28 protein-coding genes are annotated in these 23,330 nt (G+C 41.6%); 1 reads left to right on the top strand and 27 read right to left on the bottom strand.

Annotated elements, in window-relative coordinates:
* Positions 1 to 20: 20 nt before the first annotated feature.
* The 14 genes from SC79_RS19210 to metG all read right to left on the bottom strand — a co-directional run bounded on the left by SC79_RS19210 (position 21) and on the right by metG (position 13,085).
* A complete protein-coding gene (locus SC79_RS19210; RefSeq protein ID WP_039076448.1) occupies positions 21 to 974 on the bottom strand; it encodes a ribose-phosphate diphosphokinase in 954 nt (317 codons plus the stop codon).
* 21 nt (positions 975 to 995) lie between these two features.
* The gene (glmU, locus tag SC79_RS19215; protein ID WP_039076449.1) at positions 996 to 2,366 is read right to left on the bottom strand and encodes a bifunctional UDP-N-acetylglucosamine diphosphorylase/glucosamine-1-phosphate N-acetyltransferase GlmU; all 1,371 of its coding nucleotides are present in this window, start codon (positions 2,364 to 2,366) and stop codon (positions 996 to 998) included.
* 191 nt (positions 2,367 to 2,557) lie between these two features.
* Positions 2,558 to 2,851 (bottom strand): septation regulator SpoVG, encoded by a 294-nt coding sequence (spoVG, locus tag SC79_RS19220; RefSeq protein ID WP_003218346.1) that lies wholly within the window; start codon positions 2,849 to 2,851, stop codon positions 2,558 to 2,560.
* 196 nt (positions 2,852 to 3,047) lie between these two features.
* Positions 3,048 to 3,425 carry a 2-iminobutanoate/2-iminopropanoate deaminase gene (ridA, locus tag SC79_RS19225; protein WP_039076450.1) on the bottom strand — a complete coding sequence of 126 codons (378 nt, stop codon included), beginning with the start codon at positions 3,423 to 3,425 and terminating at the stop codon, positions 3,048 to 3,050.
* Positions 3,422 to 4,279 carry a pur operon repressor gene (purR, locus tag SC79_RS19230; protein ID WP_039076451.1) on the bottom strand — a complete coding sequence of 286 codons (858 nt, stop codon included), beginning with the start codon at positions 4,277 to 4,279 and terminating at the stop codon, positions 3,422 to 3,424. The genes ridA and purR overlap by 4 nt, the downstream gene beginning before the upstream one ends.
* Before the next feature lie 55 nt (positions 4,280 to 4,334).
* Positions 4,335 to 5,204 (bottom strand): 4-(cytidine 5'-diphospho)-2-C-methyl-D-erythritol kinase, encoded by an 870-nt coding sequence (ispE, locus tag SC79_RS19235; RefSeq protein ID WP_039076452.1) that lies wholly within the window; start codon positions 5,202 to 5,204, stop codon positions 4,335 to 4,337.
* A 146-nt stretch (positions 5,205 to 5,350) separates the two neighbouring features.
* Positions 5,351 to 5,536 (bottom strand): small, acid-soluble spore protein, alpha/beta type, encoded by a 186-nt coding sequence (locus SC79_RS19240; RefSeq protein ID WP_003218333.1) that lies wholly within the window; start codon positions 5,534 to 5,536, stop codon positions 5,351 to 5,353.
* Positions 5,537 to 5,696: 160 nt separating this feature from the next.
* Positions 5,697 to 5,957 carry a biofilm formation stimulator Veg gene (veg, locus tag SC79_RS19245; RefSeq protein ID WP_003218330.1) on the bottom strand — a complete coding sequence of 87 codons (261 nt, stop codon included), beginning with the start codon at positions 5,955 to 5,957 and terminating at the stop codon, positions 5,697 to 5,699.
* 209 nt (positions 5,958 to 6,166) lie between these two features.
* Positions 6,167 to 7,039 carry a sporulation-specific protease PrtG gene (gene prtG / locus SC79_RS19250; RefSeq protein ID WP_039076453.1) on the bottom strand — a complete coding sequence of 291 codons (873 nt, stop codon included), beginning with the start codon at positions 7,037 to 7,039 and terminating at the stop codon, positions 6,167 to 6,169.
* 160 nt (positions 7,040 to 7,199) lie between these two features.
* Positions 7,200 to 8,078 carry a 16S rRNA (adenine(1518)-N(6)/adenine(1519)-N(6))-dimethyltransferase RsmA gene (rsmA, locus tag SC79_RS19255; protein ID WP_039076454.1) on the bottom strand — a complete coding sequence of 293 codons (879 nt, stop codon included), beginning with the start codon at positions 8,076 to 8,078 and terminating at the stop codon, positions 7,200 to 7,202.
* A complete protein-coding gene (gene rnmV, locus SC79_RS19260) occupies positions 8,071 to 8,631 on the bottom strand; it encodes a ribonuclease M5 (protein ID WP_039076455.1) in 561 nt (186 codons plus the stop codon). Before rnmV ends, rsmA begins: the two co-directional genes overlap by 8 nt.
* Positions 8,632 to 8,775: 144 nt before the next feature.
* Positions 8,776 to 10,089: a ubiquitin-like domain-containing protein gene (locus tag SC79_RS19265; RefSeq protein WP_039076456.1), complete on the bottom strand. Its 1,314-nt coding sequence runs from the start codon at positions 10,087 to 10,089 to the stop codon at positions 8,776 to 8,778.
* A 155-nt stretch (positions 10,090 to 10,244) separates the two neighbouring features.
* Positions 10,245 to 11,012, bottom strand: a complete 768-nt coding sequence (locus tag SC79_RS19270; RefSeq protein ID WP_039076457.1) for a TatD family hydrolase — start codon at positions 11,010 to 11,012, stop codon at positions 10,245 to 10,247.
* 78 nt (positions 11,013 to 11,090) lie between these two features.
* Entirely contained in the window at positions 11,091 to 13,085 is a 1,995-nt protein-coding gene (gene metG, locus SC79_RS19275; RefSeq protein ID WP_039076458.1) for a methionine--tRNA ligase, read from the bottom strand.
* Positions 13,086 to 13,586: 501 nt separating this feature from the next.
* On the opposite strand from metG, the gene abrB reads away from it, so the two are divergent.
* Entirely contained in the window at positions 13,587 to 13,871 is a 285-nt protein-coding gene (abrB, locus tag SC79_RS19280) for a transition state genes transcriptional regulator AbrB (RefSeq protein ID WP_039076459.1), read from the top strand.
* A 48-nt stretch (positions 13,872 to 13,919) separates the two neighbouring features.
* Here the strand turns inward: abrB and rsmI are convergent, their stop codons facing one another.
* The 13 genes from rsmI to csfB form a co-directional block, all read right to left on the bottom strand.
* Positions 13,920 to 14,798: a 16S rRNA (cytidine(1402)-2'-O)-methyltransferase gene (rsmI, locus tag SC79_RS19285; RefSeq protein ID WP_039076460.1), complete on the bottom strand. Its 879-nt coding sequence runs from the start codon at positions 14,796 to 14,798 to the stop codon at positions 13,920 to 13,922.
* Positions 14,773 to 15,072, bottom strand: a complete 300-nt coding sequence (locus SC79_RS19290) for a GIY-YIG nuclease family protein (protein WP_039076461.1) — start codon at positions 15,070 to 15,072, stop codon at positions 14,773 to 14,775. The genes rsmI and SC79_RS19290 overlap by 26 nt, the downstream gene beginning before the upstream one ends.
* Positions 15,059 to 15,802 (bottom strand): tRNA1(Val) (adenine(37)-N6)-methyltransferase, encoded by a 744-nt coding sequence (locus SC79_RS19295; protein WP_039076462.1) that lies wholly within the window; start codon positions 15,800 to 15,802, stop codon positions 15,059 to 15,061. The genes SC79_RS19290 and SC79_RS19295 overlap by 14 nt, the downstream gene beginning before the upstream one ends.
* 58 nt (positions 15,803 to 15,860) lie before the next feature.
* Positions 15,861 to 16,220, bottom strand: coding sequence for a replication initiation-control protein YabA (gene yabA / locus SC79_RS19300; RefSeq protein WP_039076463.1), 360 nt, complete (start codon positions 16,218 to 16,220; stop codon positions 15,861 to 15,863).
* A gap of 14 nt (positions 16,221 to 16,234) precedes the next feature.
* Positions 16,235 to 17,062, bottom strand: a complete 828-nt coding sequence (gene ricT / locus SC79_RS19305; protein WP_003242158.1) for a competence/sporulation regulator complex protein RicT — start codon at positions 17,060 to 17,062, stop codon at positions 16,235 to 16,237.
* 2 nt (positions 17,063 to 17,064) lie between these two features.
* Positions 17,065 to 18,054 (bottom strand): DNA polymerase III subunit delta', encoded by a 990-nt coding sequence (holB, locus tag SC79_RS19310; protein WP_039076464.1) that lies wholly within the window; start codon positions 18,052 to 18,054, stop codon positions 17,065 to 17,067.
* An 11-nt stretch (positions 18,055 to 18,065) separates the two neighbouring features.
* Positions 18,066 to 18,506 (bottom strand): YaaR family protein, encoded by a 441-nt coding sequence (locus SC79_RS19315; protein ID WP_039076465.1) that lies wholly within the window; start codon positions 18,504 to 18,506, stop codon positions 18,066 to 18,068.
* A gap of 12 nt (positions 18,507 to 18,518) precedes the next feature.
* On the bottom strand, positions 18,519 to 18,848 hold the full coding sequence (darA, locus tag SC79_RS19320; protein WP_003218295.1) for a cyclic di-AMP receptor DarA: 330 nt from the start codon (positions 18,846 to 18,848) through the stop codon (positions 18,519 to 18,521).
* 74 nt (positions 18,849 to 18,922) lie between these two features.
* Positions 18,923 to 19,561, bottom strand: coding sequence for a dTMP kinase (gene tmk / locus SC79_RS19325; protein WP_039076466.1), 639 nt, complete (start codon positions 19,559 to 19,561; stop codon positions 18,923 to 18,925).
* Positions 19,558 to 20,997, bottom strand: coding sequence for an aminotransferase class I/II-fold pyridoxal phosphate-dependent enzyme (locus SC79_RS19330; protein WP_039076467.1), 1,440 nt, complete (start codon positions 20,995 to 20,997; stop codon positions 19,558 to 19,560). Before SC79_RS19330 ends, tmk begins: the two co-directional genes overlap by 4 nt.
* An 81-nt stretch (positions 20,998 to 21,078) precedes the next feature.
* Positions 21,079 to 22,227: a toxic anion resistance protein gene (locus SC79_RS19335; RefSeq protein ID WP_039076468.1), complete on the bottom strand. Its 1,149-nt coding sequence runs from the start codon at positions 22,225 to 22,227 to the stop codon at positions 21,079 to 21,081.
* 18 nt (positions 22,228 to 22,245) lie between these two features.
* Positions 22,246 to 22,860, bottom strand: coding sequence for a 5-bromo-4-chloroindolyl phosphate hydrolysis family protein (locus SC79_RS19340; RefSeq protein ID WP_039076469.1), 615 nt, complete (start codon positions 22,858 to 22,860; stop codon positions 22,246 to 22,248).
* Positions 22,861 to 22,992: 132 nt separating this feature from the next.
* Positions 22,993 to 23,187, bottom strand: coding sequence for an anti-sigma-G factor (csfB, locus tag SC79_RS19345; protein ID WP_039076470.1), 195 nt, complete (start codon positions 23,185 to 23,187; stop codon positions 22,993 to 22,995).
* Between the last annotated feature and the right edge of the window lie 143 nt (positions 23,188 to 23,330).

The raw sequence follows: 23,330 nt of genomic DNA on the forward strand, positions 1-23,330 counted from the left end.
CTAAACCTTTAAAAATCGATTTAGCTGAAGAGATAGCTGACTGATTGCTGCTCATGAACGCGAATAATGGCTTCAGCCAGAAGCGGTCCGACTGAAAGCTGCTTAAACCGTTCAATTTTATTTTCTTCAGGAAGCTTGATGCTGTTTGTCACAACAAGCTCTTTGATTGTTGAGTTATTAATCCGTTCAATAGCAGGGCCTGAAAGCACAGGGTGTGTACAGCAGGCATATACTTCTTTCGCCCCGTTTTCAACGAGCGCATTAGCAGCAAGTGTAATGGTGCCTGCAGTATCAATAATGTCATCGATCAGGATAGCGGTCTTCCCTTCGATATTACCTACAATATTCATGACTTCCGCCACGTTTGGACGAGGACGGCGTTTATCGATAATTGCAATCGGCGCTTTTAGTCGGTCAGCCAGTTTACGGGCGCGTGTCACACCGCCGTGGTCTGGTGAAACAATGACGATATCTTCAAGGTTTTTGCCCTCAAAATATTCTCCTAAAATCGGAACACCCATTAAGTGGTCAATCGGTATATCAAAGAATCCTTGGATTTGCGGCGCATGCAGATCAAGTGCAATTACGCGAGTAGCACCGGCTGTTTCAAGCAGGTTTGCGAAAAGTTTTGCTGTAATTGGCTCACGGGATCTCGCTTTTCTGTCTTGGCGCGCATAACCGTAATAAGGAATCACGATGTTAATCGTTTTTGCAGAGGCGCGTTTTAACGCGTCTACCATAATCAGCAGCTCCATAATATGCTCGTTAACGGGGGCACTTGTAGACTGGATGATATAACAGTCGCATCCGCGAATACTTTCTTCGATATTAATTTGGACTTCCCCGTCACTAAACCTTGTGACAGAACATTTTCCCAACTGAACTCCAACTTTATCTGCGATTTCTTTTGCAAGCTCTGGATTCGAATTCAAAGAAAAAATCTTTAAATTCTTATCTCCGTATTGATTAGACATGGTAAACCTCCGAATTTAGGATTAATTTTTATGAATTTTTTTCACATAATCGTCTTTATTTACTTGTCTCGCTCTGGCAATAGCAAGCGCTTTTCCAGGTACATTTTCCGTAACAGTTGAACCTGCCGCCACATAAGCGCCTTCTCCGACTGTGACAGGGGCAACCAAGTTGGAGTTGCAGCCGATAAACGCGCCGTCTTCAATTTTTGTCAAATATTTATTCTTTCCATCATAATTGACAGTTATTGAACCGCAGCCCAGGTTTACATCTGTGCCTACCTCAGCATCTCCGACATAGCTTAAATGAGAAGCCTTGCTTCGGTCTCCGAATTGAGTCTTTTTGATTTCAACAAAATTCCCGATCTTCACTTCATTCCCGATGACAGAATCAGGTCTGATGTGAGCAAAAGGTCCTATGTTTACATCATTCCCCACTTTACTGTGATTGACTACCGATTGTTTGATAACCGTACGGCTGCCTATAGAACTATTCATGATCTCCGTATGAGGTCCGATAATCGTATCTTCTCCGATTTGCACCTCACCTTTCAACACAGTCCCAGGATAAATCACAGTATCGCTTCCGATGACAGCGTCAGGAGAAATATACGTGTTCAACGGATCAATCAGCGTTACGCCATTTTGCATATGCCGTTTATTAATACGCTCTTTCATAAAATGTTCTGCCTGAGAAAGAGCGACTCTATCATTAACTCCGAGTGTTTCTTGGAAATTACCAGTCTGGTAAGCGGCAACAGTTTCGCCTTCGTTTTTAAGAATTTCTATGACATCGGGCAAATAATACTCACCTTGAGCATTGTCATTAGACACCTGATCAATGGCCCGGAATAACGCTTCATTGTCAAAACAATACGTACCGGTATTGATCTCGGTTACAAGACGTTCTTCTTCAGAGGCGTCCTTGTGCTCAACGATTTTTTGAACCGCTCCGTTTTCGCCGCGAATAATACGGCCGTATCCGGTTGGGTCTTCTGCAACCGCAGTTAAAATCGTCGCTTTCGCTTCTCTTTGTGTATGTTCTTTCACCATCTGTTCCATTGTCTCTGCTGTTAAAAGAGGCGTATCTCCGCAAATGACAATTGTGACGCCTTTTTCGTCAGCAAGAAATGGCTGTGCCTGTTTTACAGCATGAGCAGTGCCAAGCTGTTCTGCTTGAAGCGCGTACTCGCTTTTATCACCAAGCTGCTTTTTCACTTCTTCCGCACCATGTCCGACAATCGTGACAAGCTTCGATAAAGATAACTTTAAGGCTTCGTCCACGACGTGTTCTACCATAGGCTTACCGCAAACTGGATGAAGGACTTTATAAAGCTTTGATTTCATTCTCGTTCCTTGTCCAGCCGCTAAAACAACTGCATACCGCTTATCCATTTATTGGCCTCCAATATCCCTTTTATCCATAGAAAAATATATCCTAAATATCTTCTGATTTCAAGGAGACTTGATGATGTACAAGAATTTTCTATGGCGTACAATTGAGTTTGAAAAATCAGAATTAAAAAAGGACCGCCAGCAAAAGGCTTATGTCAGCCCTTTCAGCAGTCCTTGCTTTTGGTTATTTTTTAAGAAGCTCCAGCTTCTTCGAATTCTAATGCTTCAGTGTCACCCAGACGATGATACTCATTTAACACGGCATCTTGAATCTTACCTCGCGTGCTTGAATTAATAGGATGAGCGATATCGCGGAACTCTCCATCAGGGGTGCGTTTACTCGGCATCGCAACGAAAAGACCATTGTTTCCATCAATCACACGAATGTCATGAACAACAAATTCGTGATCCAGCGTGATGGATGCAATCGCTCTCATGCGACCATCGGTATTCACGCGGCGTAATCTTACGTCAGTAACTTCCACAGTAGTTCACCACCTTTTCCCTATATAAAAGCATTAGTGTATCAATTCCACGATTCTTTCTGAAATCCTTCTCGTTTTTAAAATATTTTTTGAAAAAATAGGATATAGTTACACAATTAGGTCATAACGCTCTTATTTCGGGCATAAGGTAAATAAAAAAGTGATTCCGAGGTTCACCCAGAATCACTTTTGATTATTATTTCACCAATGCAATAACTTCGATTTCAACTAGCGCATCCTTCGGCAATCTCGCAACTTCCACACAAGATCTTGCCGGTTTGTGCGTGTCAAAATATTGCCCGTACACTTCGTTTACTTCCGCAAACTGTTCCATGTCCGCGATAAATACAGTTGCTTTTACAACTGTTTCTAAAGAAGCACCTGCTTCTTCCAGCACCGCTTTTAAGTTACTGAATACTTGATGTGTCTGCTCCTTAATATCTCCGTTCACCATTTCTCCTGAAGGAGTCAAAGGGATTTGGCCTGAGCTGTAAAACATATTATTTACAATCATCCCTTGTGAGTAAGGCCCGATTGCCGCTGGGGCATGCTTTGTATGGACTGCTTTTGTCATGATTCTGTCTCTCCATTCTTTAAAAGATTCTCTTTAAAAAAACGCAGAAAATTGCCATTCTGAATTTCAATGGACTTCTCTTTCATGTTAATGGTTGAAAGAGTGAGAAGTGACATATATTCATCAACAAGACGTTCATTTACTCCTTCGGCTTCAACCAAGACGCCGATTCCTGCCACATTTGCGTTAAACTCATCCAACAGGCTAATCATGCCATTAATGGTGCCGCCCGCTTTCATAAAGTCATCAATAATGAGCACGTTTGAGCCTGTTTTCATGCTTCTTTTCGCAAGTGACATTGTTTGAATGCGGTTTGAGGAGCCTGAGACGTAATTAATGCTGACTGTGGAGCCTTCTGTTACCTTGTTGTCTTTGCGAACGATGACGACAGGCACATTCAGATAGCTCGCAGCTGCGTATGCCAGAGGGATGCCTTTGGTGGCAACGGTCATGACAACATCAATTTCGCGGTCTGCAAACACAGAAGCAAACAGCTTCCCTACCTTGGAGAGTACAGATGGTTTTCCTAAGATATCCGTTAAATATACATAACCGCCCGGAAGGATACGCTCAGGATTTGCCAGCGACTGTCCAAGTGTCTGCATAAACTCTTCAGCTTCAGCCTGCTTCATTTTCGGTATATATTTGACGCCCCCGGCAGCACCGGGAACAGTAAGCAAAGTACCAATTCCCTGCTGCTCAAAGGTTTGCTTAATAATTGTTAAATCTTCACTGATCGATGATTTTGCAGATTCATACCGCTCTGAAAAAAAGGTTAGCGGTATTAACTCGTGCGGATGGGTTAACAAGTAATTTGTTAAGTCCACCAATCTGCCGCTGCGACGAAACTTCATGAACTTACCCCCAAAATCCGAATATTTTAAGATCAATATAACTTAACATACGGATTTAATCAAGAGCGTTCTGTTCGCCGATCATTCTCACCGCATAAACCTGATCACAGAAGCCTCTTAACCCGTTATAAATTCTCTGCACCTTCGACTCATACTGAACCAGTCCAAACACTGTCGGGCCGCTCCCGCTCATTAGCACGGCATCTGCCCCAAAGCGTTTCATCTGGTTTTTGATCATGGCAACTTCAGGATGCATATCAAGCGTAACTGATTCAAGCACATTGCCTAAACGGCTGCACATCTTTTGAAAATTCTTTTCCTCTATAGCCTCAATCATGCCATGCACATCGGGATGCTCTACATCATTCAGCTTCAGCTGTCTGTACACTTCAGCAGTTGAAACACCGATTGTCGGCTTCGCTAAAATGACCCAGCAGTGGGGTGGCGTGCTGATATGTTTAATTTTCTCGCCGCGGCCTGTTGCCAGTGCCGTTCCGCCATAAACACAAAATGAAACGTCGGAGCCAATTTCCGCTCCAAGCTCAGCAAGCGTTTCTGCAGAAAGATTTAAATTCCACAGTCTGTTCAGCCCTCTAAGCGTCGCTGCCGCATCACTGCTTCCGCCGGCAAGACCGGCAGCCACCGGAATCACCTTCGTAATCATGATGGAAACTCCCTTTTTTACGTTGTATCTGTCCTTGATCAGCTTGGCAGCCTGATAAGCTAAGTTTCTTTGATCGTCGGGCACAAAACGGTTATGGGAAGAGACCCTCACTTCATCCTCTGCCAGCTCCGTCAATTCAATCCGATCCGCTAAATCAATCGTCGTCATGATCATTTCGACTTCGTGATAGCCATCCGGGCGTTTTCGGGTAACATCAAGTGACAAATTGATCTTCGCTGGCGCTTTTTCTAAAATACGCATAGCTTTCACCTACTTCTCCATCTAAACATAAGTATGAACATTGTATCACATTTGAAGTGCAGGATGAACATATCCATATTGCAGCCCATTACGTATTTATGCCCAAAATAAAAACCGGGAAACAGCACGTCCCCCGGGTCACATCCTTATCGGTTATTCTGATTCTGAGCCATTTGCTGTTCAGCGATTTCAATGGCGCGCTTTACCATGTTACCGGCATCGCGGGCGCGAATTTCGCCCCAGCCGCCATTTTTCACTGTGTCATAAAAACCAAGGTCTTTAGCCAGCTCATATTTAAACTCATCTGACATAACTCCACGACGTCTGCCCAAACGAAACAACCCCTTTTTTTAGAAGTGATAGCCATTCGTGCACGCCACGATAAATATGTGACTGTTTTATCTTTTGTTATATCAGGCGGAACTTTCGTCATAATTACTGGAAACCAAAAAAGGCAAAACAAAAAGCAGTAAACAAAAGGTTCACTGCCCGTTAAAATGCCACTGAGCTTGCGGCGTCATCATTAAATGTCAACTCAACAGTCTCAGTTAAAATATCAGCATAACTGTATGAAACTCTTTCAAACGAATTCTCGTCTTGATCTAGTTGTATCACAAAAACAGAAGGGTACGTCTCAGCTAAAATGCCCGAACGCTCAATTGTTTTTCGGCGGCCACCGTTTGCTTTTAACGTCAGCCTTTTACCTAAATTCCCATCAAGCGATCTTTTAATATCGGACAACGTCTTCGCCATTGCATCCACCTCACTACATTTATTGTACAACACGAGCCCATTTTTGTCAAATAAAATTTAAATTATATCAACGTTAATAAGACGTTGTCAACAAAATTATTTTGACAAAATTCTATGATTCCTCAATTATTTTCCGCAAGTTTCGGTAAAATATGTATCATTATGTAAAATAAAAAACCCGCATAGTTTCCTATGCAGGTATTCATCTGTTAATTGGACTTATAAGGCATTCCAATTCTCAGCACTCCTCGTGTTTCTATACCTCCAAGACCTTTCTCTCTTGTCAGCGTATTACGGAGCACTTCCCATACATTGATTCGTTCCATAAACGGCGTAAAACTGATTTTCGCGACGATATACACAGGATCAAGCGCATGAATGTTAACTCTTGATGGTGAACTCGCGAAATTCGCCCCCGCCCTTATCAGCGATTCAAAGTGAGATTGGCAGGCCCCAGCAAAAATAACAAGCTGATCTAAGTGAGGGACTTTTTTTCGTGCATTTTGAACCGTTTCAACAAAATGCTTTGAATGTCTGTACGCGTTCAAATCATCAATGTCGCCCTTTTGCTTTGAGTACGCATCATGACCTGTTATCACCAAGATATCAGGTCGATATTTGTCGAGTAATTCTTCAATAGAAACAGACATTTTCTTTTCATGACAATGGATGCCATAGACCGGCACTCCAATTTTCTTATAGACACTCAGGCATTTTTTCAGATATGCTTCATCTCCGTCCAAATGAAGCACTTTGCCCGGCATATGAAAATAATGCTCCTCATGCTGATACTGGCTTGTCGCATAGTACTCCTGCTTTTCTCTGAGCAGCTTATAATCCTGGCGGAGCAATTCGAGCGATTCATTCATTCTGCTCTCATCTTTCTTTTTCCGCATCATTTGCTCATCTTTTTTTACTGCTACAAGATCAGAAATATCCGCATCAGCAATCAGCCTGACTTCATCACCATGCAAAATAGCGATTGAATTTCCTTTGCTTGTTTGCTCTATTCCTATAATGCGAAACAAAACATCCATTTGATAGGATTTTCTGGCTACCATATCTCCTATTTGAAATTGCAAGTTCCTCACTCCACACATAGACTAAGCCTCATCATGAAAGAAAGAGCCTTGAGAAAGCGCCTTTTTTCGCTGAGTCCAAGTTTTTCTTCTCATTGAATGAAAGGTCCTTCTCTAGCCTATGTAGCGGCAGTCCAAGTGGTGCGCAAAACAAAAAGCCCTTTTAGAAAAGGGCTTTATACAATCCATTAGACAGCGCTGCAAACTCCTCAATAGACAGGGATTCTCCACGGCGCTTACCGTCAATATTTGTCTCTTCCAGCACTTGTTCAATCGCTGGCTTTTGCGCTTTTCCTTCAGGCAGGTTATTGACTAAGTTATTGAGCAGCGTTTTCCGGCGCTGAGCAAAGCTTGCCTTGATTAACTGAAAGAAAAAGGCCTCGTTTTCCACGTCCACTGCCGGGCCGTCGCGGAGAATCAGCCGAATGACTGCGGAATCAACGTTAGGCTGAGGAACAAACACAGTTTTCGGAACGGTCATCACCGTTTTGGCTTCAGTATAAAATTGCACCGCGATTGAAAGCGAGCCGTATTCCTTAGATGAAGGATCTGCCGCCATGCGCTCTGCCACTTCTTTTTGCAGCATGACCACAATACCTTTCAGCGGAAGATGTTCTTCAAGCAATTTCATGATAATCGGCGTTGTCACATAATAAGGAAGATTGGCTACAACCATGATCTCATCACAGCCTTGAAATTGTTCTTCAATAACTGATTTGACATCAGCCTTTAATACGTCCTGATGAATGATGGTGACATTGTCGTAAGGAGACAGCGTATCCTTTAAAATGGGCAATAATCGCTGGTCAATTTCAAATGCCGCGACCTTTTTTGCCCGCTTGGCGAGCTGCTCGGTCAAAGCCCCGATTCCCGGGCCGATTTCAATGACCCCTGTTTTCTCCGTCACTTCCGCGTGATCGACAATTCTGTCTAAAATGTTCGTATCAATTAAGAAATTCTGTCCTAAGCTCTTTTTAAAAGAAAAACCGTATTTTTTCAGTATCTCTTTGGTTCTTATCGGTGTCGCAATATCTTTATTCATTCTGTTCCTCCCGCATAACGGTATCAAGCGCACTCATAAAATCACTTTTTTTAATTTGAAACATTTGCAGCCGTTTTTGAAGCTGTTTGCCATTTGTATAGCCGATTTTCAACAGATCGCCCAGACGTTCGCGGCGGCGTTTGGCCGCAGATCCGCCAATCAGCCCTGCATGGATCAGATCCTCAGCTGAGATGTCACTCGGCTGAGCTTCCATTTCTTCGTGCACGTTTTCTAAACATGCCCTAATGCTTTCAATCGATGCGTGCTCCACACCGATTCCCCGCTTGTTTTTAGGTTTGGCAAGATGCTTTGGCAAAAATGCATGCTTGCAGCCGGATACAGCCTCTGAAATGGTTTTGCGAATCTTCTCTCCCGGAAAGTCCGGGTCCGTTAAAATAATGACGCCTCTGGTCTTCTGGGCCAACCTGATTTGGTCAATCACATGAGCATCGATGGCTGAACCATTTGTTTCAATTGTGTCTGCATCAACAGCCAATTTGATGCGAGCCGTATCGTCACGTCCCTCGACCACAATAATCTCTTTAATTTTCATTATTGCCTCCAAAACAAAATAAAAACTTTTGTATATTTATGAAACTTTTTCTTATCTCGAGCGTCTAATAAACAGAAAATACACTTTGTTTATTATAACGAAAAAAACAGAGGGCGCAAAACCCTCTGAATACATAAGTATATATTAATTTAAAATTTTAATTTTGACTGTTTTATTTCCCCATCGGTACGCTGATGATTTTTCTGGGAAAAAGACGTCTATTTTGTTCCCTTTAATCGCTGAACCAGTATCTGCAGCAATCGCATATCCATAGCCTTCAACGTGGACTTTGGTGCCTAGCGGAATGACATTGGGATCGACAGCGATGACTTTCGCATTCGGATTATTTTTTAAATTAACGCCTGTAGCTGTATGTCCTGAACAACCGCTGCAGCTTGCCGTATAAGCCGTAGATGAAACAGTCATGACTTTGCCAGTTGATTCATTGCTGCGGGACACAACTGTTTTTGAATCACCAGAAGCACTGACCTTTTCAACTTTTGGACTGCTTTGCTTCGTGCCGACAGCAATCACTTTATCCTTGCTTTGTTCAGCCGTTTCTTCTTTTACAAGCTCTCTGGACACTTCTTTGCCGTTTTCTTTAACGACTTCGAAATGTTTTTTAAGCTTGCCTTCTTTTCCTTTTTGGACGACTTTTTCTTCCCCTTTTTCAAGAGAAGCGTCTTCTTGCTTTTTCACATCGAACGCGATTTTCTCTTCAACTACATCGGTGACCTTTTCGATACGAGTAATTGTAATATCAGCCTTTCCTTTCGTCAGCTTTGCATCTAACGCAGGCTTGATTTTATCTTCGTCTTTTATGTTCATCTTTTGCTGTTTTAAAAAGTCAGCGACGGTAGTCGAAGTCGTCCAGATCTTCTTTTGTTTTCCTGCATCATTCACAGTCACCTGGAATGCTGGCTCTATGTTAATCAGCATGTCTTTCGAAATATCTGTATCTATTGCGGGATCAATTTGATCGTGTTCTTTCACATCAACATCTTGTTCGTCCAGTAATGCACCGACCGTTTTTGCTGTTGACCATAATGTCTTCTCTTTCCCGTTTATTGTAAGCTTGACAGGTTTTGCAGCCTCATACACAACGTCCATATCTGCTGTGATCTTTGTCTGTTTAGCAGGTGTGATCTTGTCTTCGTCTCTTGTCTCTATATCAAGCGTCTCCAAAAGATCACCGACTGTTTTTGCATGTGTGCGTATATGTTTCTTTTTGCCATTGATAGAAACTGAGACTGATTGTTTCGTCAGCTCATGAGCCGCGTACGCAGTCCCGCTTCCTGCCAAAAGCAAACAAGCAGCAACCAGAATGACTTTGCTTTTGCTAAGCTTTACGGAAAACAGCTTTTTCATTTTTTGTGTGATGAAAAACGCCTCCTTCTCCTCGGAGAGATTATATAGAGTATCTAAAAGGCTGTCAACCCTCCTCTCTCTTTCTCCCAAAAGCCCAGTGTCTTCTTCATTATCCTGAAATACACTGAGAAACGGAAGAAAGACTTGTCGACAAACCTATCCTATGAAGAGAAGAAAGCATGTAGAACTTTTATGAATAAGCGCTGAAAAGGACAAGCTCTTACAAAACCCGCTAGCGTTTTTTGTCAGTTTATACGGAAAAGTCTTTTTGCATTTTCGGTCGTAATTGATGCAACCTCTTCATAAGTCATTCCTTTTAATTCAGCAATTTGCTCAGCCACATATTTTACATAGCTTGGCTCATTTCTTTTCCCGCGGAAAGGATGAGGTGTAAGAAATGGGCAGTCCGTTTCAATCAGCAAACGGTCATTCGGAATTTCCTTCACAACTTCCTTCGGCTTTTTCGCATTTTTGAATGTCACCGGTCCCCCGAATGATAAATAAAAATTCATTTTCATGCATTCTCTCGCCACTTCCACACTTCCTGTAAAGCAGTGCATGATTCCGCCAACAGTTTCTGCGCCTTCCTCTTTCAAAATGGACACGACATCCTCCGTTGCATCACGGTTATGAATGATAATAGGTAAATTGACCTCTTTCGCTAAGGCGATTTGTTTTCTGAATACCTCTTTTTGAATGTCTTTAGGAGATTTGTCCCAATGATAATCCAACCCCATTTCACCGATCGCCACCACTTTTTCATGAGCAGAGAGCTCTTTGATCCATGCTAAATCTTCTTCTGTCATGTCAATCGCGTCAACAGGGTGCCAGCCGATGGCCGCATAAATAAATTCATATTCCTCAATCATTTCCATTGCACGGGTAATGGTCTGACGATCAAAACCAACTACGACAATTCGTTCTACTTGTTCAGCTTTTGCCCGTTCAATCACCTCTTCTAAATCAGTATCATATTGTTCTGCATTTAAATGTGCATGTGTGTCAAATAACATAAGTAAAAAACTCCTTTCTTGTCGAAACACAAAAGGTGTTCGACGAATTGTTACACGTGAAACACCTTTTGTTTGTCATTATTTAATTCTTGTGCCTGTCGGTAATGACTGATCGATGGATACGACTTTTAATACGCCGTCTGCTTCCCCTGCAAGGATCATACCTTGAGAAAGCTCTCCTCTCAGCTTAACCGGCTTTAGATTTGTTACACATACGAGTTTCTTGCCAATAAGCTCTTCAGGTGTATAATGCTTCGCGATACCTGAAACAACTTGGCGTTTTTCAAAACCTAGATCCAGCTGCAACTTCAATAAACGGTCTGCTTTTTTCACAGGCTCAGCCTCGATGACCTCTGCCACACGAAGCTCTACATCCATGAATTGATCAATCGTAATTTCCGGTAAGCGATCAACCTCTTGCGGCTCTTCTTCTTTTGTTTCTTCTTTAGCTGGCGCCGTTCCTTGCATCTTGCCTTTGATGTAAGCAATTTCTTCTTCTGCCTCTAAACGTGGGAATAACGGCTCGCCTTTTTGCACTTTTGCATCTTTCAGTTGGCCGAAAGTTGTAATGCTGTCCCATGATTTCAACGTTTCATCAGTAATGCCCAGCTGCTCAAACATTTTTTTCGGTGTTTTTGTGAGGAACGGCTGAAGCAGTATTGCTGAAATACGCAATGATTCTGACAAATGATACATGACTGAATGAAGTTCTTCTTCTTTATCCGGATCCTTCGCAAGCACCCATGGAGCTGTCTCATCAATGTATTTATTTGTGCGGCTGATCAGCTGCCATAATGTTGAAAGAGCTACCGAGAACTCCATGTTTTCCATTGCCTTCTCGTAATTCTTTACTGTTTCTTCAGCGACTGAAGCGAGCGTTTGGTCAAATTCTGTTACAGCACCTTTGTAAGAACCGATTTGTCCGTCGAAATACTTATTGATCATCGCAACAGTACGATTCAATAGGTTTCCTAAATCATTTGCTAGATCATAGTTAATCCGCTCAACAAATCCTTCCGGCGTGAATACGCCGTCAGATCCGAATGGCACTTCGCGAAGCAGGTAATAACGTAGTTCATCTAAACCGTACCGTTCAATTAATGTAACCGGATCTACAACGTTCCCTTTTGATTTCGACATTTTTCCGTCCTTCATCAAAAGCCAGCCATGCGCAAATACTTGCTTCGGCAGCGGCAAATCGAGTGCCATCAACATAATTGGCCAATAAATGGTGTGGAATCGTACAATCTCCTTACCGACTAAATGAACATCGGCAGGCCAATATTTTTGATAAAGCTCATCATTTTCTGTATCATAACCGAGTGCTGTTAAATAGTTAAATAGTGCGTCGATCCAAACATATACAACATGTTTTGGATTTTCCGGCACCTTCACGCCCCAATCAAACGTAGTACGTGATACAGCTAAATCCTCAAGTCCAGGCTTGATGAAGTTGTTAATCATTTCATTTTTACGTGATTCCGGCTGGATGAATGTTGGATTTTCTTCATAGAACTTCAGAAGGCGATCGGCATATTTTCCCATACGGAAGAAATAAGATTCCTCTTTGATTAATTCAACTGGATGTCCGCTGTCAGGACTTTTTCCGCCAATGACCTCTCCCTTTTCATTCCGTTCGATATCAACGAGCTGAGTTTCCGTGTAGAATGTTTCATCAGGGATACTGTACCAGCCTTCATATTGATCAAGATAGATGTCCCCATTACCAAGAAGTTTTTGAAAGACCTTTTCAATGACAACTTTATGCCGTTTTTCTGTCGTACGGATAAAATCGTCGTTTGAGATTTCAAGTTGTTTCCAAAGTTTTTGAATATCTGCCGCTGCGCGATCCACATACTCCTGAGGTGTAATGTTTTCCTGCTCAGCTTTTTGTTGGATCTTTTGTCCATGCTCGTCCGTTCCCGTTAAATAACGAACATCAAACCCTTTTAATCTTTTGTAACGCGCCATTGCATCTCCCGCGACTGTCGTATACGCATGGCCGATATGTAATTTTCCGCTCGGATAATAAATCGGTGTTGTAATGTAAAAAGTATTGTTTTCTTGCGGCATCTTGAAACCTCCCAATTAGAATGTCAAAAAGCTCCCGCCCAAAGGACGAGAGCGGCGATAAGTGCAAATCATAAAATGATGATTATTTATATTTATCCTTTATCTATGATACCATCTTAGCCTTTAAGATCAAGAATATATACGTGTGCCAAGGAAAAGAATAATGAATTTGAAAAATCTTTTATGAAAGTAAAAAAAGTCTGTTCGTGTCGAATTTTGTCGTATATAATCAAATAAAATAAACAACCTTAGTTCAAAAGTCTTGATTTAAAAGGATTTTTAGTAGGATAATAGCTTTATTAAAAGTTTATAAAAAGCTGTTATTTCAGTAGTTTCTGATACATTACTGACTTTAAGAACTAATTCTTACAATCAATAGCAAACAAAATGATTGACGATTATTGGAAACCTTGTTATGCTATGAAGGTAAGGATTTTGTCGAATAATGACGAAGAAAAATATAATTCAACCAAATAATCATCTCTTGGGAGGAGAAAGTTTATGAAATCTACTGGTATTGTACGTAAAGTTGATGAATTAGGACGTGTAGTTATTCCTATCGAGTTGCGTCGTACTCTAGGAATCGCAGAAAAAGATGCTCTTGAAATTTATGTTGATGATGAAAAAATCATCCTTAAAAAATATAAACCAAACATGACTTGCCAAGTAACAGGTGAAGTTTCTGATGATAACCTTAAACTTGCAAACGGTAAATTGGTTCTTAGTAAAGAAGGCGCTGAGCAAATCATCAGCGAAATCCAAAACCAGCTTCAAAACCTTAAATAATCATTTCTTTTACAAAAAACGTTCTTGTTATGACACAAGAACGTTTTTTTATTGCTGAATATGATAAGCATCGTACACTTCACGCTTTGGAACATTGCGATCAACTGCTGCTTTTTTTATAGCCTCTTTAGATGTAGCGCCTTTCGCGATGTAGTGCTCGACATGTGCTTTAGGCGTGAGGGGCTCCCACCATTGGTCTTCCTCATCTGATTCTTCATTTTTATTGCCTTCTACGACGAGGCAAAACTCACCGCGTATCTGATCCTCGTTTGCCCATTCGATAACCTCAGATATCGTGCCTCTGATGAACTCTTCATATTTCTTGGTAAGCTCACGCGTCACAGCAATTTCTCGATCTCCTAATACCTCTGCCATCGCTGACAAGGTTTCCTTAAGTCTGTGAGGCGCTTCATAAAAGATGATCGTTTCCTGCCGTTTTTTCAGACTTTCAAGCTCTTTCTTCTTTTCCTTTTTCTGCCTGTTCAAGAAACCGTAAAAGAAGAAAGGCTGCGGGACAATACCTGAAGCGATTAGAGCCGTTAATGCAGCATTTGCTCCCGGCAGCGGCACAACATAACCGCCTATCTCCGTAAAATCCTTCACGATTTCCGCTCCCGGATCAGAGATGGTCGGCAGCCCAGCATCACTGACAAGGGCAATGTTTTTTCCGGTTTTCAGCCATTCAATGATTTTGTGCCCACTGCTTTCTTTATTATGTTCGTGATAACTAACGAGCGGTGTTTCAATTTCGTATACATGACAAAGCTTTTTCGTTTGTCTCGTATCTTCCGCAGCAATTGCATCCACTGATTTCAGGGTGTCTATCGCCCGGAATGTCATATCCTCTAAATTTCCGATTGGTGTTGGGACCAAATATAGAATTCCCATGTCTGACTTTCCATTAAAGCTCATTTGGCGCCTTAACATATACAGCCTCCTTGCTGTTCCGCTTTTCTTCTATATAAAGCTCTTTTTTCTTCCGAGTCATTTTTTTGAAATAATATTCCGCCTGCATCGCTTCCCGCTTCGTTGAGAAAGCTTCGGCAAAAATCAATTCAACTGGACGTCTTACTTTTGTATACTTTGCGCCCTTCCCATCATTATGTGTTTTTACTCGTTTCTGTAGATCGTTGGTATACCCGGCATACCAACTATTGTCTTTACATTTCACAACGTAGAAAAAATGGTTATTTGTCTCCATATAAAATGGTCCTGATTTCTTTTGTGTATTCATTTTGTTCATCATAAACGAACAAAGGGGGAAGTATTTTTAAATCCGGACGTCCGCCTTTAATGCCTTCAACCAAAATGGTATTGGCTTCTTTCCCTTGCTTCGGATAGACAAATTGCACACGCTTCGGCTCGATTTGGTAAGCCTTCATCAGTTCAAAAATCTCTAATAGCCGTCCCGGCCGGTGAACAAGGACTGCCTTTCCCCCTTGCTTGAGCAGCTTGCTGCTGACTGAAATGACATCCTCCAATGTGCAGTGAATTTCATGTCTAGCGATTCTAAGATGCTCATTCATATTTTGTTCTGTTTGCTTCGGCGTTTTAAAATACGGCGGATTGCAGGTGACAACATCATATCGATTATGTCCCAGCTTCTCCGGCATGTTTTTCAAATCCTCATGTATCATTTGAATCTGATCCTGCAGCTGATTATACTCCACACTGCGAACAGCCATATCATGGAGTCTTTCTTGAATTTCAACTCCAAGAATGTCCGCTTTTGATCTTGTGCTGAGCAGCAGCGGCACAATGCCATTGCCTGAGCATAGATCAACGATTTTTCCTTTTTGAATCGGAACATAGGCAAACTTGGACAGCAGCACAGCGTCCAATGAAAATGCAAACACCGTTGGACTTTGTATGATTTTCATGTCCTCTGCCAGCAAATAATCTAATCTTTCATCATCACGTAATGAAACCATCTTCTTATCCTTTCAGTACCTTTGAAAAAGGCTCCCGTCTTATGCGGAAGCCTTTTCCTTATTTTTTATTTAAGAATGACAGACAGAACAGACAATCTTCTTTTCGAACACTTCCATAGTGAACATTGCAGATATGAAATCCTTCTTGATACAGACGTGCCAGATTATCATATCCTTCCCCTATATCAGTTTGCTCTGTCTTCTGTGTTTTTGATTCTTTTTTATCAGCTTTGAACTTTTCAATCTGCTGCGTCGTATCGTCCAGCCGTTTGCGCAAATTCTTGTTTTCAAGCTGTAAATGATGATTTTCTTCAATCATCTCACCGATATGCTGCTTCAAATCCCCCAGCTGTCGGTACAGTGAGCCAATTTGTTCTTCTAAGTTAATGACGGTATCAAATAACTCTTTTTTATCCAAGGTTCCACACCTCGTTAATCTGTGGTTTGTGCGGATACGACGCCCTCTTCCAAGAGCTCTTCCCAAGTATATTCTATCACTTTTTCACGGTTTATCAGTTCCACCTGAAGCACCCGTTCCAGAATATTAAGTCCGACGACCTTTGCAGGGCCGTTGGCTGTCGTAATCATTTCTCCTATATCCGGAAGCTGTTCTTTGGCCGTCTCATACTCATCATTCTCATATTTTAAACAGCACATCAGACGTCCGCAAAGACCTGAAATCTTCGTAGGATTTAAAGACAAGTTCTGGTCCTTGGCCATTTTAATGGAAACAGGTTCAAAATCTCCAAGGAACGTTGAACAGCAAAGCATTCTTCCGCAAGGACCGATTCCTCCGAGCATTTTCGCCTCATCCCTTACTCCGATTTGACGCAGCTCAATTCTTGTTTTAAAGATAGAGGCCAAATCTTTTACAAGCTCTCTAAAGTCTACCCGACCGTCAGCAGTGAAGTAAAAAATAACTTTATTGCGGTCAAACGTAAATTCAACATCGACCAGCTTCATATCCAAGCCATGTTCAGCCACTTTCTTTTGACAGATGTCAAATGCTGATAAAGCTTCCTGTTTGTTTTCTTCTACGATGAGAAGGTCACGCTCGTCAGCCACACGTATCACTTTTCGAAGGGGCAGCACGACGTCGTGCTCATCCACCTGTTTATTCGCAATCACGACCTGGCCGTACTCAACGCCTCTGACAGTTTCTACAATAACACAGCTGTCATGTTCTATATGAAATCCATTTGGATCAAAATAATATATTTTACCCGCTTTCTTAAAGCGGACTCCAATTACATTGTACAAGCTTATCCCTCCTGCAACATTAACACCAAGTGCTCCATTAATCCTTGTACATTCACATTGGAATGAAGCCGTTTCTTTGCTTCTAAAACAGCAAGAATCTGATTCGTAACGCGTTGTTGTGTCGATTGTAACGCATGCTGTTTTATTGATTGGAATAAGTCTTGATAAATCAATTTATCTTCATTTCCTATTTGGATGGACAACACATCGCGATATATCAATAAGAGCATATCAAGACCCATTTCTTGATGGGTTTTTTCTTTGAAAAAGGGCATCCATTGATCTTGAATAAAGAAAAAAGCATGTCCTTTCCGCTGATGTAGGACTTCATACAATTTTATCACTTTCGCTCTAGACTCTGCAAACTCATCATTTCGACTCAATTCGACTGCTTCTGCTACATTATTGGTCATGTTGGCCAGAAGCCTTGCCATATGAGGCGAGACCTCTTGTTCGATGAGTCTATCTTCAATTGCTTTGGGCTGCAAAGGCTGAAAAGGAAGGGTTTGGCATCTTGAAATGATGGTATCCAATAACCGTTGGGGCTGCTCCGTGATGAGGATGGCCATTGTATCTTTATTCGGTTCTTCTAAAAATTTCAGCAGACTGTTCGCCGCATTCGCTGTCATTTGATCTGCGTGAGAAATAATATACAGCTTTTTATGCGATTCAAGCCCTGTCTTAGAAAACTCCTCTTGTAGCGCTTGAATTTGCGCCTTTTTGATCGATAAACCATCAGGCTGGACAAGATGGAGATCAGGATGGTTCCCTGACTCAATCCGTTTACAGTTTCGGCAGCTCTCACAAGGCTCCGCGCCATCCTCCAGGCAAAAAAAGCTTTTCGCCAGAAGCAGCGCGGCATCAAGCTTGCCTGTTCCTTTTTTCCCCTCAAACAAATAAGCGTGTGATAGTCTGTCCTTCTCAATACTATTATATAAAAGCTTCATCACTCTGGGCTGAAGCTCGTTCATTTCATTCCAAGATATTGCCATTATATCACTCTCTATGTGTAAAGGTTAATCAATAAACCTTTTATTTCGCCAATACGCTCCAGCAAATCAATTGCCGGTTTTTCCTGATCCATCATCTCTTCCGTAAGCTGTATCAATTTGTCGTCGATTTCTTTTACAAGTCCCAGCGTTCTGCTGTTGCCATATAGGTCAAAGCTTTTCGATGTTTCATGTGAAAGCCCGCTGTCTACGGCCTCTTTGACAAAACGCTTCACCTGTCCTTTGAACCTCGCCAAGTCTTTAAAATTGCGGGATTTCGTCAACCTTTTTCCAAATGCCTCGATATCTGATAACAGCCGAGTGAGCTGATCAAATTTCAATTTGCTGCTTTGGTTTTCCATCGATGTTTTAAACGACGCTGTCATCTCAGATGTTTTCACAGAAGGAAGCTGTTTATTATCTATAAATGTACGTATATCTTTATTAATTTTCACAGTTTCAAATCCTTAAAATTGATGAAATTCATCGACTGGAAGGACAAATACTGTCGCTCCGCCAACTTCCACTTCGACTGGATAAGGGACATATGAATCAGCATTTCCACCCATTGGAGATACAGGCGCAATCATCTGATCACGTTTCTGTCCGTTTTCTTTAATGAGGCTCAATGCTTTATCGACGCGTATATCTTCGACACCAATCATAAACGTTGTATTACCTGATTTTAGAAATCCTCCCGTCGTCGCAAGCTTTGTCACTCTAAAGTTGTGATCCGTTAAGGTTTTCAAAAGCCGGTTGCTGTCCTGATCTTGTACAACTGCCACTATCAATTTCATCTGTGAAGGCCTCCTTTAGATTGGAAACAACAATGATCTCGTTTACATTATTATATCAACTATTGGTAAACAGGTCACAATTGAATTTTTTTCAACGCTTCATTGATCACCTTCATAACGTCCTGAACAACGAGGTCTTTGGATTGGCTGGCATCAACAGAGTGAAATCTTTCCGGGAATCGTTTCATCAGCTCTTGATAACCTTCCTGTACCTTTGTATGGAAGCTTAATTTTTCTAAATCGAGCCTGTTTTTCTCCCGCGAGCCGTTTGCGTAAATGCGCTTCAGTCCTTCTTCCGGACTAATTGAAAAATAAACCGTTACATGGGGCATCATATCGCCGATAGCAAACTCATTAATTGACAGAACCTCATCAATCCCAAGTCCTCTGGCATATCCTTGGTATGCAAGCGAGCTGTCTATGAATCTGTCACAAAGAACGACGTGCCCCTGTTCCAATGCTGGTTTTACTTTTTCAACTAAATGCTGGCGTCTTGCAGCCGCATATAAGAGAGCTTCTGTTTTTGGGTCCATTAATGTGTTGTTCTCATTCAGAATGACCTCTCGAATTTGTTCTGCAATATCTATGCCGCCTGGCTCTCGAGTTGCTGTAACCTGAAGGCCCTCTGCTGTCAGTATGTTGTTGATTTCCTGCAGAACAGTCGTTTTCCCCGCACCTTCTGGACCTTCGAATGTAATAAATAAACCGCTCATGATTTCTCCTCTTCTATATAAACAAGTAGTTGTTTCTCTTTGATTTTCGTATTCCCTTGAACATGCATTTTCATGCTGATCAAGCGGCTGAGCTTTTGCACACTTTCTTTTGTCATTCTTTCTCCCGCCATAATCATCGGAATACCCGGAGGATAAGGAATGACATCCTCTGCGTTCAGCCGGCCTGCCGCTTCATCAAAGTCCACATATTCTTTTTTGAACGTTTGCAGCTCTTTTTTTTGATAAGGCAAGACAGTAACAGGCCGCGTTGCCCATTCTCCAGAAACAAACACCTGATCGGGAGGCGTTTTTTCAATCTCTTCATCAATGAATTTTATCGTTTCAGCGCTTATTCTGCGATTTCCTCCCAATGGAAGAACGAGCAAGACTTGATTTTCATCCGCAAGCTCAGTGAATATGTTGGCACGTTCTAATATGTTTTGCAGCGTATACCCTGAATGCCCACGTTTTGAACGTAATGTAAGCTTGAGGGGATCCGTAATCATCCGTGGATCGGCCGGCTTGACAGCTTCTGCATTTCTAAGTGAATCAAACGTTTGTTTAAGTAATTGTATTCGCTGCAGAATGTCAGAAAGCTTTTGTTCTTCTATTATATGCTGTACATAAGCGCGGGCAATGTCTAACGAAGCCATAATCGGATAAGAAGGGCTGCTGCTTTGTAATCGATTTAAATACTCTGCCACCCGATTCCGGTCAACTCTGCTGCTGTTAAGGTGCAAATAAGAACCCATCGTCATGGCAGGCAGCGTTTTATGAGCCGACTGAACAACGATATCTGCCCCCATCGTTAAAGCTGAGGACGGAAAAGGCTCCCCTAAAATAAAATGTGCGCCATGCGCTTCATCGACTAAAACAGGAATCCCGTAATGATGGGCCTCTGAAATGATTTCGGTCAAATCAGCACTATGCCCGTAATATGTCGGATGGGTCAGCACCAAGCCTTTCGCATCTGGATATGCTGCCAAGGCTTCTTTAACTGTTTTTAACGGAACATGAGTAGGCACATGCATCGCTGAATCAATGTCGGGTGCAAGATAAACTGGCTCAGCACCAGCCATATCAACAGCATGAAACACAGATTTATGACAGTTTCTTTGAACCAGAATTATATCACCCGGTTCACAAACAGATAAGATCATCGCTAGGTTCCCGACAGTTGTTCCATTCACCAGAAAAAAACTTTCCGTTGATCTATATAATTGACTGACAAGCTCCTGTGCTTCCTTAATTACCCCAGAAGGATGATGGAGGTCATCCAGTCCTGTCAGTTCAGTTACATCAATGGTAAGAAGCGGACCGAATAACGACTTAGCGTCATCAAAAAAGACATCTCCATTGTGATGTCCCGGAACATGAAATGAATGAGAATCTCTTCTCGCATGATGAATCAGTGCTTTATATAAAGGTGTGTTCATTAAAACAATCCTTTGAATGTGTTTTCTTATCCTTATTATATCGTGCCTCTGACAGAACTTAAAGATAAGACTTACTGGTAACTACCTTTCCTTCATCGTAAGCAGCTTATGCTTCAGATCGTCTTCCATCACCATGAGTTCTTCTTCTGCCCGACGGCGTTTGATTCGTCCTTCTTCTTGTATGGTCAGCGTTTCTTCAAGCGTGCTGATTAAGCTTTCCTGCACCTTTTTTAACGTATCGATATCTACAAGGCCTCGTTCATTCGCCCTCGCAGTTTCAATTGTATTGGTCTTCAAAAGCTCCGCATTTTTCAGCAAGAGCTCGTTGGTTGTATCTGATACTTTTTGTTGGGCATCTACTGCATTGCGCTGCCTTAAAAGCGTCAGCGCAATCGCTACTTGGTTTTTCCAAAGCGGAATCGCTGTCACAATGGATGACTGAATTTTTTCAGCTAACGCTTGATTTGTATTCTGAATCAGCCTGATTTGCGGGGCACTTTGGATTGTGATTTGCCTGCTGAGCAGCAAATCATGCACCCTTTTATCTAAACGGTCAGCAAATTGAACCAAATCGTTTACTTCTTGAACTGCCATTTGATTGTGCTCGCTTGATTCAGCCTTTTGCTTTAGTTGAGGGATTGTTTTTGTTTTTAATTCCTCCAGCTTCAGTTCTCCCGCAGCAATATATACATTCAACGCCGTGAAATACTCTTTATTTTTTTCGTATAGCTGCTCTAACAGCTTATTGTCACTGATTAAAGCATTTCTAGAGTGTTCCAGCTTCAAGCTGATTCTGTCTATCTGTACGCTGGTCTTTTGATATTTAGACAGCACCTCCTGAAGAGAATTCGACACTCTTCCAAACACGCGCGAAAAAAATCCTTTTTTCCTAGACTGAAGATCATCGGGATTTACTTGCTCCAGCTTTTTCATCAGCTCTCCAAGTATTTCGCCAATCTCCCCGACATCCTTCTTTTGAACATGATCAATCATAGTATGAGAAAAATTCAGCAGTTTGGACTGAGCTTGTGAACCGTATAAGACAATACTTTGCATATTTTTATGATCGATCTGCCCAGCAAGCTGAATTGCTTTTTCCTTGTTTTCCTCGGGAAGAACATCAATAAGGCGCACTTGCTGCTTCTCCGCTTTTACTGCCTCCGCCTCTATTTCTCCAAAAGGGTCCGCCAATAACTCATCGATATGAAGGTCGCTTTGATCTCGGTCCATCGCTCTTACCCTCTTCCATTATTTCTTTAATGAATGCTTCGCTGCATCTAATTCAAATTGCAGTTCGTCAAGATCATCACCCATTAATTGAGTTAAATCTTCCTCTAAACGCTTTGTCAGTTCAGCGAGTGTGATGCGTGCCTCACTCAGTGACGTCGACAGCTCTTTGCTTTTTTTCGGATGTGATGATAAAAAGGCATACTTCTCTGTCAGTTCAACAACTGAATCGAGCGTTTGGTAAAAAAATTGCTCAGCCTGGTAAAACCGCTTCGGTTCTTTTTTTGTAAGAATATAAATCCTTCTGACAAGTCTCAGCATTTCTGCATTTTGTTTAAACATTTGTATGCTTTTCGCTTGAAATAAAGCTTTTCGAAGGCGTATGATTTTATGCCTTGCTTCCTCTAGGTTTTTCTTTATATAGGCATATTCTCTTCCTGTCAGTCCATGCTTCTTGAGAAACAACCGCCTTGAATTCCAAACACCAGTTGTATATACGACTAGTCCTGAAGCGAGCCCATATACAAATGATAAAAAAAGAGGCTGATTCAGACCGAAAAAGCACAGTATTCCTATGAAAACAAAAGTCGCACTGCTCGTGAAACTCCATATTAAAAAGTGAAGAAATCTCTGCATCAGATCATCGACTCCTGTGTATATTCTCAGTTTTAATATTATTATCTACTACGATCAATCCCTAAACAAGTTTCATTACTTTTTATTAACTCATTTCTTTTAAAAGAATACAAAAAAAGACCTCTTCAGGTCTTAAGAATATAATGGCGGTGTATGAATGCTTTTAAGCTTATTTACATAAAAGGCATAGTCAGGATCTGAAGTTGATGTAGAAATTACTTTTCTCTCACAATCTAAGCATATGAATTTCGTATAAAGATGAATGCCTCTATCCTTCTCTTGATCACAAATGACACATGTATGATTTAGTTTACCTGTTTCGTCCATGGTCCCCACCTCCGTACAATTAGCCTTTCCTTAAATCATCTATTGTATACACTATTTAGATCTTTTTGAAACTTGAAATCAGTATATGGGCTATATAAGCTGTCGGTGTTTGTATTTATTGATTTTACCAATTGTGAACAAAC

It is taken from the genome of Bacillus sp. MSP13, from assembly GCF_000815295.1.
GTDB lineage: Bacteria > Bacillota > Bacilli > Bacillales > Bacillaceae > Bacillus > Bacillus vallismortis.

Excerpts from the sequence above, each read along its gene's own strand:
- ispE (WP_039076452.1), bottom strand. The coding sequence starts at position 5,204 with ATGCGTATTTTAGAAAAAGCGCCAGCGAAGATCAATTTGTCACTTGAT.
- SC79_RS19340 (WP_039076469.1), bottom strand. The coding sequence starts at position 22,860 with ATGCAGAGATTTCTTCACTTTTTAATATGGAGTTTCACGAGCAGTGCG.
- purR (WP_039076451.1), bottom strand. The coding sequence starts at position 4,279 with ATGAAGTTTCGTCGCAGCGGCAGATTGGTGGACTTAACAAATTACTTG.
- SC79_RS19210 (WP_039076448.1), bottom strand. The coding sequence starts at position 974 with ATGTCTAATCAATACGGAGATAAGAATTTAAAGATTTTTTCTTTGAAT.
- rsmI (WP_039076460.1), bottom strand. The coding sequence starts at position 14,798 with ATGTTAAGGCGCCAAATGAGCTTTAATGGAAAGTCAGACATGGGAATT.
- rnmV (WP_039076455.1), bottom strand. The coding sequence starts at position 8,631 with ATGAAAATTAAAGAGATTATTGTGGTCGAGGGACGTGACGATACGGCT.
- tmk (WP_039076466.1), bottom strand. The coding sequence starts at position 19,561 with ATGAGCGGTTTATTTATTACATTCGAAGGTCCAGAAGGTGCGGGGAAA.
- metG (WP_039076458.1), bottom strand. The coding sequence starts at position 13,085 with ATGCCGCAAGAAAACAATACTTTTTACATTACAACACCGATTTATTAT.
- SC79_RS19270 (WP_039076457.1), bottom strand. The coding sequence starts at position 11,012 with ATGTTATTTGACACACATGCACATTTAAATGCAGAACAATATGATACT.
- rsmA (WP_039076454.1), bottom strand. The coding sequence starts at position 8,078 with ATGAATAAAGATATTGCGACACCGATAAGAACCAAAGAGATACTGAAA.
- darA (WP_003218295.1), bottom strand. The coding sequence starts at position 18,848 with ATGAAATTGATAGTGGCAGTTGTACAAGATCAGGACAGCAACCGGCTT.
- abrB (WP_039076459.1), top strand. The coding sequence starts at position 13,587 with ATGAAATCTACTGGTATTGTACGTAAAGTTGATGAATTAGGACGTGTA.
- glmU (WP_039076449.1), bottom strand. The coding sequence starts at position 2,366 with ATGGATAAGCGGTATGCAGTTGTTTTAGCGGCTGGACAAGGAACGAGA.
- SC79_RS19290 (WP_039076461.1), bottom strand. The coding sequence starts at position 15,072 with ATGGAGACAAATAACCATTTTTTCTACGTTGTGAAATGTAAAGACAAT.
- csfB (WP_039076470.1), bottom strand. The coding sequence starts at position 23,187 with ATGGACGAAACAGGTAAACTAAATCATACATGTGTCATTTGTGATCAA.
- SC79_RS19330 (WP_039076467.1), bottom strand. The coding sequence starts at position 20,997 with ATGAACACACCTTTATATAAAGCACTGATTCATCATGCGAGAAGAGAT.
- holB (WP_039076464.1), bottom strand. The coding sequence starts at position 18,054 with ATGGCAATATCTTGGAATGAAATGAACGAGCTTCAGCCCAGAGTGATG.
- veg (WP_003218330.1), bottom strand. The coding sequence starts at position 5,957 with ATGGCGAAGACGTTGTCCGATATTAAAAGATCGCTTGATGGGAATTTA.
- SC79_RS19295 (WP_039076462.1), bottom strand. The coding sequence starts at position 15,802 with ATGGTTTCATTACGTGATGATGAAAGATTAGATTATTTGCTGGCAGAG.
- ridA (WP_039076450.1), bottom strand. The coding sequence starts at position 3,425 with ATGACAAAAGCAGTCCATACAAAGCATGCCCCAGCGGCAATCGGGCCT.
- SC79_RS19335 (WP_039076468.1), bottom strand. The coding sequence starts at position 22,227 with ATGGACCGAGATCAAAGCGACCTTCATATCGATGAGTTATTGGCGGAC.